At 65.4% G+C, this 15,416-nt stretch carries 11 protein-coding genes; 7 read left to right on the top strand and 4 right to left on the bottom strand.

From position 1 onward, the window contains the following. Positions 1-49: 49 nt before the first annotated feature. Positions 50-2,626: a DNA mismatch repair protein MutS gene (gene mutS / locus ABS767_RS11880; RefSeq protein WP_408078708.1), complete on the top strand. Its 2,577-nt coding sequence runs from the start codon at positions 50-52 to the stop codon at positions 2,624-2,626. Beyond that, positions 2,623-2,784 (top strand): hypothetical protein, encoded by a 162-nt coding sequence (locus tag ABS767_RS11875; protein WP_408078554.1) that lies wholly within the window; start codon positions 2,623-2,625, stop codon positions 2,782-2,784. The genes mutS and ABS767_RS11875 overlap by 4 nt, the downstream gene beginning before the upstream one ends. A 7-nt stretch (positions 2,785-2,791) precedes the next feature. On the opposite strand, the gene ABS767_RS11870 is transcribed toward ABS767_RS11875, so the two are convergent. Then, a complete protein-coding gene (locus tag ABS767_RS11870; RefSeq protein WP_408078553.1) occupies positions 2,792-3,382 on the bottom strand; it encodes an NADPH-dependent FMN reductase in 591 nt (196 codons plus the stop codon). A 65-nt stretch (positions 3,383-3,447) separates the two neighbouring features. Here ABS767_RS11870 and ABS767_RS11865 point away from each other — a divergent pair, with 65 nt between their 5' ends. Then, a complete protein-coding gene (locus tag ABS767_RS11865) occupies positions 3,448-4,011 on the top strand; it encodes a hypothetical protein (RefSeq protein ID WP_408078552.1) in 564 nt (187 codons plus the stop codon). A gap of 385 nt (positions 4,012-4,396) precedes the next feature. On the opposite strand, the gene ABS767_RS11860 is transcribed toward ABS767_RS11865, so the two are convergent. Both ABS767_RS11860 and uvrB read right to left on the bottom strand, forming a co-directional pair. Then, complete coding sequence (locus tag ABS767_RS11860; protein WP_408078551.1) at positions 4,397-4,933, bottom strand: hypothetical protein; 537 nt, start codon at positions 4,931-4,933, stop codon at positions 4,397-4,399. A gap of 41 nt (positions 4,934-4,974) precedes the next feature. Beyond that, positions 4,975-7,164: an excinuclease ABC subunit UvrB gene (uvrB, locus tag ABS767_RS11855; RefSeq protein WP_408078550.1), complete on the bottom strand. Its 2,190-nt coding sequence runs from the start codon at positions 7,162-7,164 to the stop codon at positions 4,975-4,977. A gap of 440 nt (positions 7,165-7,604) precedes the next feature. Between uvrB and ABS767_RS11850 the strand changes: the two genes are divergently transcribed. Both ABS767_RS11850 and ABS767_RS11845 read left to right on the top strand, forming a co-directional pair. After that, positions 7,605-8,099 (top strand): hypothetical protein, encoded by a 495-nt coding sequence (locus ABS767_RS11850; protein ID WP_408078549.1) that lies wholly within the window; start codon positions 7,605-7,607, stop codon positions 8,097-8,099. A gap of 155 nt (positions 8,100-8,254) precedes the next feature. Further along, positions 8,255-8,797, top strand: coding sequence for a DUF3617 domain-containing protein (locus ABS767_RS11845; protein ID WP_408078548.1), 543 nt, complete (start codon positions 8,255-8,257; stop codon positions 8,795-8,797). Between the two features lie 45 nt (positions 8,798-8,842). Here the strand turns inward: ABS767_RS11845 and ABS767_RS11840 are convergent, their stop codons facing one another. Next, positions 8,843-9,307, bottom strand: coding sequence for a hypothetical protein (locus ABS767_RS11840; RefSeq protein WP_408078547.1), 465 nt, complete (start codon positions 9,305-9,307; stop codon positions 8,843-8,845). A gap of 169 nt (positions 9,308-9,476) precedes the next feature. On the opposite strand from ABS767_RS11840, the gene ligA reads away from it, so the two are divergent. Continuing rightward, positions 9,477-11,609 (top strand): NAD-dependent DNA ligase LigA, encoded by a 2,133-nt coding sequence (gene ligA, locus ABS767_RS11835; protein WP_408078546.1) that lies wholly within the window; start codon positions 9,477-9,479, stop codon positions 11,607-11,609. Between the two features lie 136 nt (positions 11,610-11,745). After that, the gene (locus ABS767_RS11830) at positions 11,746-15,177 is read left to right on the top strand and encodes a TonB-dependent receptor (RefSeq protein ID WP_408078545.1); all 3,432 of its coding nucleotides are present in this window, start codon (positions 11,746-11,748) and stop codon (positions 15,175-15,177) included. The last annotated feature ends 239 nt before the right edge of the window (positions 15,178-15,416 follow it).

The following is a 15,416-nucleotide window of genomic DNA, read 5'->3' as shown; positions in this document are numbered from 1 at the left end:
CGGGATGCTGGGCTACCCGGCGGCCATGGCCGACGCCGCTCCTACCCCGATGATGGCGCAGTATCTCGCCCTCAAGGCGGATGCGCAGGACTGCCTGCTCTTCTACCGCATGGGCGACTTCTTCGAACTGTTCTTCGACGACGCAAAGGTCGCGAGCGCAGTGCTGGATATTGCGCTGACCGCACGCGGCGAACATGCCGGAGAGAAAATCCCGATGTGCGGCGTGCCCGCGCATTCCGCGGAGGGTTATCTGGCGCGGTTGATCAAGGCGGGGCATCGCGTCGCCATCGCCGAGCAGACCGAAACCCCCGAACAGGCGAAGAAGCGCGGCGGATCGAAGGCGCTCGTCGCGCGCGCGATTATCCGGGTCGTTACTGCGGGCACGCTGACGGAAGAGGCGCTGCTCGATAGCCGTGCCGCCAACTGGTGCGTCGCGGTCGGCGAAGCGGGCGGAGAGGTCGCGGTTGCCGCCGCCGATATCTCGACCGGCCGGTTCGAGTTGCTGGAGTGCGGGGCCGACGCGTTGGGCGCGGCGATCGCGCGGCTGAACCCTGCCGAGGTCGTTACCGCCGAGGGTAGCGAGGTAGCGATACTGGCAACTACCACGCGGCCGCGCAGCGAGTTCGACAGCGCGCGGGGCGAGACGCGGCTGAAGCAGCAATTCGGGGTATCCACGCTCGACGGCTTCGGATCGTTCAGCCGCGCGGCGCTCTCGGCCGCCGGTGGGCTGCTCGCCTATCTCGCGCATACTGCAAAGGGAACGCTTCCCTTTCTGCGCCCGCCACGCATCGCGCGATCGGACGCCTGCATGGCAATCGACGCGGCGACGCGCGAGAGTCTGGAGTTGACGCAAAGCCAGTCGGGGACGCGCAAGGGCAGCCTGCTCGACGCGGTCGACCGTACCGTGACCGGCGCTGGCGCGCGGTTGCTGGGACAGGATATCGCCGCGCCGCTGATGGAGCGCGATGCGATCGATGCGCGACTCGATCTGGTGCAGCATTTCCATGACGATCCGGGCCTGCGCGAGGAACTTCGCGGCGTGCTGCGCGCCCTGCCCGATATCGGTCGCGCGCTCGGCCGCATCGCTGCGGGCCGGGGATCACCGCGCGACCTGGGTCAGCTACGCGACGGGATGGACGGGGCATGGCGGCTCGGCGAGCGGCTGGACCGGATATCATCCCCACCAACGCTGCTGAGCGAATTGATCCCGCAGCTGCGCGGGCATGGGTCGCTGATCGACCTGCTCCAGCGCGCACTGGTCCCCTCCCCGCCGATCGACGCGGCGCATGGCGGCTATATCGCCGAGGGCTATGACGCCGCGCTCGACGACCTGCGCGACGCCGGGGCCGGCGGGCGGCGGGCGATCGCAGCGCTGGAAGCCGAGTATCGTTCGCGCACGGGTGTAGGCGCGCTCAAGATCAAGCATAATGGCGTGCTCGGCTATCATATCGAGGTCGCGGCCAAGCACGCGGACGACCTGATGCGGCCCGAGAGCGGCTTCACCCATCGCCAGACGCTCGCGGGCGTCGTCCGCTTCAACGCGCCCGAACTGCACGAAATCGCGCTGAAAGTGACCCAGTCCGGTGCGCATGCGCTGGCGGCCGAGGCCGCGCATCTTGAGGATCTCACTGCTGCCGCGCTGGACCGGCGCGAGGCGATCGCCGCCACCGCCGACGCGCTTGCCCGGTTGGACGTCGCGGCGGGACTGGCGGAGCGCGCGGCAGAAGGTGGGTGGACGCGTCCGGCCCTCGTCGACCACCCGTGCTTCGAAATCGAGGGCGGCCGCCATCCGGTGGTCGAGACTGCGCTCGCGAGAAGCGGCGAGCGCTTCGTCGCGAACGATTGCGTCCTGTCCGAAAGCAATCGACTGTGGCTCGTCACCGGGCCGAACATGGGCGGCAAGTCGACCTTCCTGCGCCAGAATGCGCTGATCGCGGTGCTGGCGCAGGCTGGCGCCTATGTCCCCGCGACGCGGGCGAAGCTGGGGCTGGTTGACCGACTATTCAGTCGCGTCGGCGCGTCCGACAATCTGGCTCGCGGGCGATCGACCTTCATGGTCGAGATGGTCGAGACCGCGGCGATCCTGGCGCAGGCGACGCAGCGCAGTTTCGTTATCCTCGACGAAGTTGGCCGCGGTACGTCCACCTATGACGGCCTCGCCATCGCCTGGGCCGTGGTGGAGGCGATCCATGAGGATAATCGCTGCCGCTGCCTGTTCGCGACGCATTACCACGAGCTGACCCGCCTCGCCGAGCGGTGCGATGCACTGTCGCTTCATCACGTGCGGGCGCGCGAGTGGAAGGGTGACCTGGTCCTGCTGCACGAAGTGGCGGAAGGACCAGCGGATCGCAGCTACGGCCTTGCCGTCGCACGCCTCGCGGGCCTTCCGCCGATTACCATTGCGCGGGCCAAGGCGGTTCTGACCAAGCTGGAATCGGGACGCGAGAAGACTGGCGGCATCGCGGCGGGGCTGGACGACCTCCCGCTCTTCGCGGCGATCGAGGCTACGCCGGAGGAGCCGGTCGATGCCCTGCGTGCTGAGCTGGCATCGCTTGACATCGATGCGATGAGTCCGCGCGAGGCGCTCGACACGCTGTATCGGCTCAAGACGTTGGTGAACGAGTGATGCGGGAAACGGGCTTTGTCGGGCTGATCCAGGTCGTCTTCCGCTGTGCGCAGGCCGGGTTCGGGTCGACCCGGGCATGGGCGGTGGTGGCGACGTTGCTGGTGCTGCTTGCCCTTCCGGTCGCGCTGGTCGCCGGGCTGATCTGGCTGGTCGCCTGAGCCCGGATCAATAGGGCGGGTCGCGACGCGCCCGCTGCGCCTTCGCGGCCTCGACCCACCATAGCAGATCGTCGGCAAAGCGCGGGAAGGCGCGCTCCAGCGCGGCACCGCCCTCGCCCTGCGGCCGATCGTCGGCGTTGAGCGCCTTGCCGATCTGGCCCACCGTGAGCGTCGAGGAGGTGACGACCATCCCCATCTCGCTGAGCGTCGGATGCCACATCGAATTGCTGCGCGCGCCCGCCAGCCGCCCGGCCGAGTAGCTCGCAATCGCGGCGGGGCGCCAGAACCATTCTTCGAGGAAATGGTCGGTGAGGTTCTTGAGCCCCGGCTGCATGCCCCAGTTATACTCGCCGGTGACGAACAGGAATCCATCAGCGGCGACGATCTTGCGCGCCAGCGCCTCCATCGCTTCGGGTGCCTCGCCCTCGACATATTCCTTATACATCCGGTCGAGCATCGGCAGCCCGACCGCCTGGGCGTCGATCAGTTCGGCGTCACAGCCGCGTTCGTTCAGTTGTTTGGTCAGCCAGCGGGCGAGACGGATGCCCATCCGATCACGGCGGTAGGAACCATAGAGGACGAGGATGCGGTCGGACATGGTGGGCGGGCCTTTCGCTCGACAGGGCATAAGTGGAATGGATAGAGGGCGGCGGGGGAAAAACCATGAGCGAGTTCGAATTCATCTTCGCATTGTTCGGGCTGCTGCTCGGCCTGTCGATCGTCGAGATACTCGGCGGCCTTTCCCGGGCGATCGAGGCTTGGCTGCGCCCCGGCATCAGGTTGCGGATCGGCTGGTTGACACCCTTGCTCGGAATCTTCGTGCTGCTCGATCTCCTGTCATTCTGGCAGGCCGCCTGGGTGACTCGCAACGTGGTGGGTGTATCCGGGCATTCGCTGATGGCGATCACCGTGTTCGCCAGCGCCTATTATCTTGCTGCACATCTCGTCTTTCCGCGCGAACCGGCGGCGCATGCCGAGCTCGACACGCATTTCTTTCGCGTGCGCCGGATCGTGCTGGGGACGATGCTGGCGTTGCTGTTCTGCCAGCTGGGCTATTATGCGAGCGTGCCGGAACTGGCGCCGGCGCTGAAACGACCACTGTCGCTGGCGCTTACCGTGGTGCTGATCGCGCTGATGGTCGCGGCGATGCTGGTGCGGGGCCAGAGAGCGAGTATCGGGGTGATGGCAGCCTTGGTCGCGCGTTATCTCGTGGTTTACCTGATCTAGAAATGAAAGAGGCCACCGGGGCCATCTCTGGCACCCGGTGACCTCCGACATGGTCAGCGGCCGGAGAGCTCCAGCCCGGGAGACCATGCGGACCACTTTCAGCTGTTGCGGCGCCGTTGATTGGAGGAGAATACCTCCCGAGCGCCATACGGATGGAGGGCTTCCATCCGCTGCAACGGCCTTAGCGGCGCGTCTCCCGAACGAACTGAACCGACCTCACTGCTGAACCATGAGACATCGGATCACCTCCTTTCGCTTGTTGAAACGTCGTACCTCAGCCCGGGTACGAGAACGAATGTGGTTCAATGCAGCGCATAGAACAAGGCTTGTAATGTAACTAAATTTGCGCGAATCTTGTCTTTCCGGCGTGAAGAATCCGAGCGGTTCAACGGCGGCAATCCTCCGTCACGCGCTGAATCTCCGCCCAGGTCGGGACGACCAGCGGCGCGAGCGGCGGCATCTCCACTACGAAGCGGCCACGGCTGTAGCCGATCGCATCGAGGATGGGATCGTTCACCGCCAGCGCGACCGCCATATAGGGCTGCGCACCTCCCGCAGGCCGCGCGGTCAATGCGCGGGCGGTGGTCGAGGTGCGGATCGTCATCGGACCCGGCGTGGCGCCGCGGCGGGAGAGATAGATCTGACGCGTGATGCGGTCGCAGCGCAGCGTCAGTTCCGCATCGCTTTCCCGCACGCCGAACAGCGCGATCGTCCCCTGCCCGTCCTGTCGATAGACCCAGGTGCCGCGCGCCACCGTCCAGTCGCGCCAGTCGCCACCAAAGGCGGCCGGGGGCGGCGCCGGGGTTGGCGTCGGTGCCGGAACGGCGACCGGCGGCGCCGGGGCGGGTCCGGCGGCGGGCGGGATGACAGGGGCGCAGGCAGCCAGAACAGCGAGCGACGTGAGGGCGAGAATTGAGCGCATGTCGCGCCTTATGGGCGAAGCGGCGGACCGGCTCAACCGCATCAGCGCCTCCCCCCGCCCCACTTCTTCTGCACCTTGCCGAAACGGGTCTTGCGCGTCCCCGGCTTGCCTTCGTTGCTGCGGCCCATCACCGGTGCCTTGTGCTCGTTGGCGGGGAGGCCGAGCTCCTCCGCCTCGAGGCTGCGGATCTCGTCGCGCAGACGCCCCGCCTCCTCGAATTCGAGGTTGGCGGCGGCGTTGCGCATCTTCTTTTCGAGCTCCTCGATATAGGCGCGCAGATTGTGGCCGACCATGTGCTGGGGGCCATCCTCGATCTCGACCGTGACCTGATCCTTGGACGAGACATGCGCGATGATGTCGCCGATATTGCGCTTGATCGTGGTCGGGGTGATGCCGTGTTCGCGGTTATAGGCCTCCTGCTTCTCGCGACGACGGCCGGTTTCGTTGAGCGCGCGCTCCATGCTGCCGGTGATGCGATCGGCATAGAGGATCACGCGGCCGTCGACATTGCGCGCGGCGCGGCCGATCGTCTGGATCAGCGAGGTTTCGGAACGGAGGAAGCCTTCCTTGTCCGCGTCGAGGATCGCGACGAGGCCGCACTCAGGGATATCAAGGCCTTCGCGCAGCAGGTTGATACCGATTAGCACGTCATAGACCCCCATTCGGAGGTCGCGGATCAGCTCGATGCGCTCCAGCGTCTCGACGTCGCTGTGCATGTAGCGGACCTTGATCCCCGCCTCGTGCATATATTCGGTGAGATCCTCGGCCATGCGCTTGGTCAGCGTGGTCACCAACGTGCGATAGCCTTGCTCGGCGGTCTTGCGGCATTCGACGATCAGGTCCTGCACCTGTTCCTCGACCGGCTTGATCTCGACCGGCGGGTCGATCAGGCCGGTGGGACGGATCACCTGTTCCGAGAATACGCCGCCGGTCTGCTCCATCTCCCAGCCGCCGGGCGTCGCCGAGACGCTGACGGTCTGCGGGCGCATCGCGTCCCATTCGTTGAAGCGCAGCGGACGGTTGTCGATGCAGCTTGGCAGGCGAAAGCCATATTCGGCGAGCGTGATCTTGCGGCGATGGTCACCGCGCGCCATCGCGCCGATCTGCGGCACCGTCTGGTGGCTTTCGTCGACGAACAGCAGCGCGTTTTCGGGCAGATATTCGAACAAAGTGGGCGGCGGCTCGCCGGGCAGACGCCCGGTGAGGAAGCGGCTGTAATTCTCGATCCCCGCGCAGCTGCCGGTGGCGGCGATCATCTCGAGATCGAAATTGGTGCGCTGCTCCAGCCGCTGCGCCTCGAGCAGCTTGCCCTCGGCGTGCAGTTCCTTGAGCCGCTCGGCCAACTCGTGCTTGATCGCCTCCATCGCCTGTTTGAGCGTCGGCCCCGGAGTGACGTGGTGCGAATTGGCATAGACGCGGATGCTGTCGAGGCTGGCGATCTTCGACCCCGTCAACGGATCGAATTCGGTGATCTCCTCGATATCGTCGCCGAAGAAGCTGATCCGCCAGGCGGTGTCCTCATAGTGCGACGGGAAAATCTCGAGGCTATCGCCGCGCACCCGGAAATTGCCGCGGGCGAAGGCGGCGTCGTTGCGCTTGTACTGGAGCGCGACGAGCTTGCGGATGATCTCGCGCTGGTCGACCACCTGCCCCTTCCTCAGATCGAAGATCATCGCCGAATAGGTCTCGACCGAGCCGATGCCATAAAGGCAGCTGACCGAGGCGACGATGATGACGTCGTCGCGTTCGAGCAGCGCGCGGGTGGCCGAGTGGCGCATCCGGTCGATCGCCTCGTTCACCGAGCTTTCCTTCTCGATGTAGGTATCCGACCGGGGCACGTACGCCTCCGGCTGGTAATAGTCGTAATAACTGACGAAATATTCGACCGCATTTTCGGGAAAGAAGCTCTTGAACTCGCCATAGAGCTGCGCTGCGAGGATCTTGTTGGGGGCGAGGATCAGCGCGGGGCGCTGAAGGTTGTTGATGACGCTCGCCATCGTGAAGGTCTTGCCCGAGCCGGTGACGCCGAGCAGCACCTGATCGCGCTCCCCCGCCAATGCCGCTTCGGTGAGTTCGGCGATCGCCATCGGCTGGTCGCCGGCGGGGGAATAGTCGCTGACCAGCTTGAACGCCCGCCCGCCCTCGCTCTTGTCGGGGCGTTGCGGACGGTGGGGGACGAAGCCGGGGCCGGTTTCGGGCTCGGCAAGGCTGGTGCGGATCTGGATCGCCATGGGGGGAATATGGGGCCTGAGGTTTGGGGTGCAAATGGGGGAAGCTGTCACGCTGACAGACGATGCTGACAAAAACATGCGGGTTTCACGAGGCCTCCCCAGAGCGAGACAGGTGTAACGCGACAGGAACGCGACGGTGCCGCGACGCCGAAGCGACGATGTCGCGACGGCAACGCGACAGCCCAGCGTCGCGGACGCGACGCCGCCGCGACTGGCACGCGACATGATTTGACTGGAGAGCGACGCGTGCGCGACGCCGACGCGCCGGGTACGTGACGCCACTGAAAAAACCTCGATTGGAAGCGCGCTGCATGGGTAGCCCTCCGTTACGGCAAGATAGCATAATAATGGGAACAAATAAAGAACAATGGCACTTTACTGCAGGTCGGCCAGGAGGAGTTCGATTTTGCGTCGCCTGCCGTCGCAATCTTCGCAAAGCCATGGACACATTAAGCTGCCTGACCGCTCGCGACCCGTTGCGGAGGGTGGTGCGCGTGCTACGCTGGGACATGAGCGCAAGCATTCGAGCAGCAAGCATTCGAGCAATAGTCGCCGTGCTCTCGCTGAGCAGTGCCGTACCGGGGCCAGCTCAAGCCCTACATGCTCCGCCGGTCAGCCACTGCTTCGCCGGTCCTTATGTTCTTACCTTTGAGCGAAATTCGTCTGACCTGACCGCCTGGCACAAGGAGGTTCTCACGACCGTACTGTCCGAAGCTAAAAAATGCGGCGGAGAGATGCTGATCGAGGGCTATCCAACCGACGGTGAAATTGCTGATCTTCCGCGGGCACGATCATTCAAAGTGTTTAATTACCTTGCGAGGGGCGGCGCTATCACCAGCCGTGTCGTCGTCGGTCTCAGGTCAGAACGATGGCCTAACACGGCGGAGGATGGTCGCGAGCGACATGTCCAGGTGTTTTTGGCTATCTGGCGCTGAGAGGCGAATAGGTCAGCTCACCACCCCGCTTCGGTCCTCTAGCCCGCGTGCCAAAAGCGGTCACTCCGGTGACACTTCCCTGCCCCGGCACCTCGTCTGTTGCGCTTTGCCGTGCGCCGGTCCAGCCTTGGCCCGAACCAGAGAGGAGCCCAGATATGCGCGTCACGGTCATGATTCCCTTCGCCGCCCTTGCCCTCGCTGCCTGTGGCGGGGACGAGGTTTCCGTGACCAATGCCTCGCCCAACGAGGTCGCGAAGAAGGTCGATGAGGCGGGTGGCGCGCGGTTCAATCCGGGCGAGTGGGAGACGACCGTCGAGACGATCTCGGTCGATATTCCCGGGCTTACCGGGCCGATGAAAGACCAGATGACGCAGACGATGCTCAACAAGAAGCAGGTCGGGAAGACGTGCGTGACGCCCGAGGAGGCCAAGTCGCCGCCGGCCAAGGTGCTGGCGAACGGCCAGGGGCGCTGCACCTATGAAAAGTTCACCATGGCCGGCGGCGAGATCGACGGGACGCTGTCGTGCGATGCCGAGGGCGGCAAGATGACGATGCGGATCACCGGAAGCTTCACCGGCGACAGCTTCGCGATCGAGAACGACATGCAGGCGACGATGCCGGGCAGCGCACGGCTGATGAAGATCAAGGCGAAGACGAGCGGCAAGCGGCTGGGCGAATGCCCGGCGGGGAAAGCGTAGGGGCCCGGCCTGATCCTTCCCGACAGCGGGAGGATCAGGAGACGCTCACACCACCCGGCGATAGGCGACGCGCCACATGGCGAAGGCGATCCCGGCCGCCACCATCGCCAGCAGTGCGCTGGTCGCCAGCGCGCTGGCCCAGCGAAACAGCCAGGTGCCGGTGTCGCTGACCGGCGCCTCGATCAGCCCGAAGCCATAGGTCTGTCCCGCGACGCAGATCACCAGCGCGATCAGCGCACCGAGCGCGCCGGCGTGCCGCGCGCGCCGGAACCCGGCGAGGTGCAGGATCAACCAAAGCGGCGCCCCCACCGCCGTGATGCCGAGCGTCGTGAACACGGTGCCGAGCACCCAGGAGGCAAACAGCGCCAGGATATCCCGCTGCCCCGCCGCCAGGACGAGCAACAGCACGACGATGCCGCCCAATGCGCCGCCGAGCGCGAGGGCGAGCCCCGCGCGATCGAGCGTGGTATCATAATGCGCCGCGGACGTGCGCATCACTTGGTCATTCACCAGAAACCCCTCCCCGGTGCGGAGGGCTTACCATCGCTCACGAGCACGGCCAAGCGTCGAGCCTGCGGAAACTACCTAAAGTGGGACAGGCCGGGGCGTCGGCAGATCACGCTGCGCGATTCGGGCGGGATCGGTTGATGCGGACAGGCCGTCGCGGTAGCGGAGAGCCATGGACACGCTGCCCGCCACCGATGCCGAAGCCGCCGCCGAACTCGAACGTCTGGCCGTCGAGATCGCGCGCCACAACCGGCTGTATCATACCGACGACGCGCCTGAGATCAGCGATGCCGCCTATGACGCGCTGATGCGGCGCAATGCCGCGATCGAGGCGGCGTTCCCTGCGCTGGTGCGGGCGGATTCGCCGTCGCGGCAGGTGGGCGCCGCGCCGGCCGGGCATCTGGCGAAAGTGGCCCATGCGCAGCCGATGATGAGCCTCGACAACGCCTTTTCGGACGAGGAGGTGATGGAGTTTGTCGGGCGGGTGCGGCGGTTCCTGAAGCTGGAGGACGACGCGCCGGTCAGGCTGACGGCCGAGCCGAAGATCGACGGGCTGTCGTGCTCGCTGCGCTACGAGCACCGCAAGCTGGTGCTCGCGGCGACGCGCGGCGACGGACGGGTGGGCGAGAATGTCACCGCGAACGCGCTGACGATCGGGGACATTCCGACCGAATTGCCCGCCGACGCGCCCGACCTGTTCGAGGTGCGCGGCGAGGTCTATATGGCCAAGGCCGATTTCCTGGCGCTCAACGCACGGCTGCTGGCCGAGGCGGAGGGGACCGGCAAGGAGGCGCGGCAGTTCGCCAACCCGCGCAATGCCGCCGCCGGATCACTGCGGCAGAAGGACGCGGCGGTGACGCAGGCGCGGCCGTTGCGCTTTCTGGCGCATGGCTGGGGCGAGGTGGCGGCGCTTCCGGGGGAGACGCAAAGCGCCGTCGTCGATGCGATCCGGTCCTGGGGCTTTCCGGTGTCGGACATGTTCCGCGGCGCCGACACCGCCGCACAGGCGCTGACCGTCTATCGCGAGATCGAGAAAGCGCGGGCCGACCTGCCGTTCGACATCGACGGGGTGGTGTACAAGGTCGACCGGCTCGACTGGCAGGAGCGGCTGGGCAGCGTGGGGCGCGCGCCGCGCTGGGCGATCGCGCACAAGTTTCCCGCCGAGCGCGCCGAGACGGTGCTCAATGCGATCGACATCCAGGTCGGGCGCACCGGCAAACTGACCCCGGTCGCGCGGCTGGAGCCGGTGACCGTGGGTGGGGTCACCGTCACCAACGCGACCCTGCACAATGCCGACGAGATCGCGCGGCTGGGCGTGCGACCGGGCGATCGCGTTTTGCTGCAGCGTGCGGGGGACGTGATCCCGCAGATCGTGGAGAATCTGACCCCGGACGCGACCCGCGCCCCCTGGGCCTTTCCCGACCATTGCCCCGAATGCGGATCGGAAGCGGTCGCCGAGGAGGGCGAGGTGGATGTACGCTGCACCGGCGGGCTGATCTGCCCGGCGCAGCGGCTGGAACGGCTCAAGCACTTCGTCAGCCGGGGCGCGCTCGATATCGAGGGGCTGGGCGAGAAGACGATCGCCGAATTCCTGGATCTGGGCTGGATCGCCGAACCTGCGGACATCTTCCGCCTGTCGCGTCATCGCGATGCGCTGCTGGGGCGCGAGGGATGGAAGGAGAAATCGGTCGACAATCTGCTCGCCGCGATCGAGGCGAAGCGGGAGCCCGACGCCGCGCGGCTGCTGTTCGGACTGGGGATCCGGCATATCGGCGCGATCACTGCGCGCGACCTGATGAAGCGGCTGGAGACCCTGCCCGCCCTCGCCGCGCTGGCAGACCAGATCATCGCGCTGCGCGAGGCGACGGCACCGGCGATCGGTGAGAGCGAAACGAAGTTCGCGGCGCGGCTGGACAAGGCGATCGCCGAGCATATCGGGATCGAGAATGTCGGCGCGGCCGTGGGCCATGCGCTCGCCGATTTCTTCCACGAGCCGCACAACCGCAGCGTGTGGGACGATCTGCTGGCAGAGGTCACCCCGCCGCCCTTCATCGTCGAAGCGCGCGCGTCCGAAGTCAGCGGCAAGACGGTGGTGTTCACGGGCAGCCTAGAGACGCTGAGTCGCGACGAGGCGAAGGCGCAGGCCGAATCACTGGGCGCGCGAGTCGCGGGTTCGGTGTCCGCGAAAACCGACCTTGTGGTCGCCGGACCCGGGGCCGGATCGAAGCTGAAAAAGGCCGCGGATCTTGGAATCGAGGTGATCGACGAGGCCAAATGGGCGGAAATCGTAGCCTCTGCGGGGTGATGCTTTTTTGCAACGCACAATGGACTTGATACAGCTGTAACATTTCCGCAAAGAAGCATCCCCATGGGGCAGCGCAGGACGGTGAACGACACCGCTTGCGCAGGCTTTGAAGAGCCCATCCTATCAGGGGACCAAAATGCGAAATCATCTGTTCATGGGCGTGGCCGTTGCCGCGCTTGCCATTCCTGCCGCCGCCAGTGCGCAGCAGATCACCTCGGGCATCGTCGGCACCGTGACCGATGAAAATGGCGCGCCGCTGGCCGGTTCGACCGTCACCATTACCGACACGCGCACCGGCGCCACGCGTACGCTGACGACGACTTCGGGAGGATCGTTCAGCGCAACTGGGCTGGTCACCGGCGGGCCATACACGATTACCGCGAACGCTGATGGATTCGAAGGCCAGACCGTCGAGAACATTGTCACCACGCTTCAGGGCAACACCAGCCTGACCTTCGCGCTGGCATCGGGCGCGGGCGAGATCGTCGTCACCGGCACGCGCGTCGCCGTCACCCAGCTTGCGGTCGGTCCGGGCACTTCATTCGGCGCCGAAGTGCTTGCTTCCGCACCGAGCTTCAATCGCGACGTGCGTGACGTGCTGCGCATCGACCCGCGCGTCAGCCTCGATCGCGACGATGGCGGTTCGGGCCAGGACCGCATCTCCTGCCTGGGCGGCAACGATCGCGGTAACGCGTTCACCGTTGACGGCATCACCCAGGGCGACGTCTACGGACTCAACGACACCGGCTTCTCGTCGCGTTCGTCGACCCCGATCCCCTATGACGCGGTCCGCGAAACGCAGGTGCAGTTCGCACCGTTCGATGTCGATTACGGCCAGTTCACCGGGTGCGCGATCAACGTCGTCACCAAGTCGGGCAGCAACAAGTTCAGCGGCGGCGGCTTCTTCGAATATGCCGACCAGGGCATGCGTGGCAACTCGGTCGCCGGTCTGCCGATCTCGCGCGTCGAGCCGGAGAAGCGCTGGGGCGCCAGCCTGGGCGGCTTCATCATCCCCGACAAGCTGTTCTTCTATGGCGCCTACGAGCATCAGGAAGCATCGTATTCGCAGGACGAGGGCCCCAGCGGCGGCAACTTCACCACCTCGACCCCCGGCGTCTCGGTCGCGCAGTTCAACCAGGTCCGCGAAGTACTGAACCGCGTCTATGGTATCGACACCGGCGACATCGTGACCAGCCGGCCGTACACCAACGACCGCTATTTCGGTCGTCTGGACTGGCAGATCACCGACCGCCATCGCCTGGAAGGCACCTATCAGCATCTCGAGGAATCGACGATGCGTGCCGACGACCTGGCGACCAGCGGCACCTTTGCCAACACCATCGTCGGCGCCAACACCTTCTACCTGAGCGGCACCAAGTCCGACTACTATTCGGGCCGCCTCTATTCGCAATGGAGCGATGCCTTCTCGACCGAATTGCGCTATTCGCGTTCGGAAGTGCAGGATCTGCAGGACCCGGTCGGCGGTGGCGAAGCCCAGTCGGGCAATCCGATCCCGCGCATCGTCGTCGGCATCGACAACACCCCGGGTGCGGTCGGGTCGAACGGTTCGGGCGTCGCGGGCGCCGTCGGCGCGGGCCCCGGTTTCTCGCGTTCGTCGAACGATCTTCGCACGAAGATCGATCAGTATCGCGCCGTCGCCAACATCGCGCTGGGCAACCACAAGCTCAAGATCGGCGCAGAGCTGAACCATGCCAGCCTGTACAACCTGTTCGTTCAGAACGGCACGGGCACGCTGACCTTCCGCAGCATCGCCGATCTGGAGCAGGGCATCCTGTCCAACGGCAGCAGCACGACCACCAACGGCGCGAACGCGGTGTCGGGCAGCGCAATCGGTGCCTATGGCAACTATTCGGCGACGGGCGACATCAACGATGCCGCCGCGATCTTCTCGCGCGACATCTACTCGGTGTTCGCGCAGGACACCTGGCAGGTCAGCGACCGCCTGAGCGTCGTCGCCGGTGTCCGGACCGACTGGTATGACGGTGGCCGTCCGCAGCTGAACCCCACGTTCGTCACGCGCTACGGCTTCCCGAACAACACCGGCTTCAGCAACATCGATCCGGTGGTGCTGCCGCGTGTCGCTTTCACCTATGACATGAGCGATTTCGCCGTCTTCTCGCGCGGTCAGCTGCGTGGTGGCGTGGGGATCTTCTCTGGCGGCGATCCGCTGGTGTGGTTCGGCAACGCATTCCAGAACAACGGCTTCCTGGTGTCGCAGGGTGACAGCCGCGCCGCTGGCTGTGGCACTGGTCCGCTGGACGTCGTCACCGGCGGCACGTTCACCGGCGTCCCGACCTGCGTCCAGCAGGCCGGTTCGGCCAGTGCGGCCCGCGGCCTGGGTGACGCCCAGTCGATCAATCCGGACATCAAGATGCCGACGGTCGTGCGTGCGAACATCGGGTTCCAGTCGGACCTCGACTTCGCCAGCAGCGGGTTCTTCAGCGGATGGAAGCTGAACCTCGACTACATCTACAGCGAGTATAAGAACCCGTTCGGCCTGGTAGACCTCAGCCAGACCCCGCGGATCGATCGCGGCCTGAACGGCTATACGATCGACGGTCGCCCGATCTATCAGGCGATCGATCCGACGGTTGCGGGCTGTTCGGCTCAGCTGGTCGGGCTCAATCCCGCTCCGGTCTGGACGGGCGTGACCACGGCGTGCTTCAACACCAGCCGCGACGACGAGCTGATGCTGACGAACACCGATGGCTATCGCAGCCACATCGCGTCGTTCATCCTGTCGAAGAACTTCCGCAGCGGCGTGTTCACGGAAGGTGGTTCCACCTTCTTCACGCTCGGCTACTCGTTCACCGACGCGCATGACCGCCGCAGCATGTACAACTCGACCGCCGGTTCGAACTACGACAACCTTGCCGCATTCGACCGTCAGAACCCCGAAGCGAGCCGCGGCTTCTATAGCAGCAAGCACAACATCACGCTTCAGACCACGTTCCGCGAGCAGTTCTTCTCCGACCTGAGCACCAGTCTGAGCGCGACGTTCGTGGCACGTTCGGGGCGCCCGTACAGCCTGACCTGGAGCGGTGGCGGCACGTTCGCCGACAGCACCTCGGGCAACGACAATGCGCTGGTCTATATCCCGACCGGCGTGAACGACCCGAACCTTGCGCCCACGTCGAACGCGACTGCAGTGTCGAACCTGGTCAATTTCGTGAACGGGCTGGATTGTGCAAATAAGTATAAGGGTCGCACGATCCCGCGTAATACTTGCGAGAACGACTGGTATTTCGACCTCGACCTGTCGCTGTCGCAGGAACTGCCCGGACCGGGCCGCCTGTTCGGTGTCCAGGATCGGATCCGCGTCTATGCGATGTTCGACAACTTCCTGAACCTTCTGGACGAAAACTGGAACGTCCAGCGCCGTCGCCAGTTCGCCGGTCTTCAGGACATCGCGACCACCTCGGGCGTCGACTCGCAGGGCCGCTACATCGTCACCGGCTATACCGGCGGGACGTTCGACGCGGACAACCAGATCAACGTTTCGAGCTCGGTGTGGCGCATCAAGGTCGGCGTGAGCTACAACTTCTGATCGCACCATCCTCGATGACGTGACGAAACACCGCCGTCCCGGGCAACTGGGGCGGCGGTTTTCTTTTGCGGCGGCGGGATGAAGCTTGGTCGGCAAAAGCGAGCGTGGGATGTCGCTGTCCGAATTGGTCTTTGCAGCGTTGGGTTTGCTGCTCGGTATCGCGATCGCCGAAGTGCTGGGCGGATTTCCCGGACTCTGAAGCTCAAGCGCGGCGCCAAAGCGATCAAGTGGGATAGCTG

Origin of the sequence: Sphingomonas plantiphila (assembly GCF_046000505.1) — a bacterium.
GTDB classification, from domain to species: Bacteria; Pseudomonadota; Alphaproteobacteria; order Sphingomonadales; family Sphingomonadaceae; genus Sphingomonas; species Sphingomonas plantiphila.
Note: the sequence above shows the minus strand (reverse complement) of the source record. Positions and strands in the feature narration are given on the sequence as shown.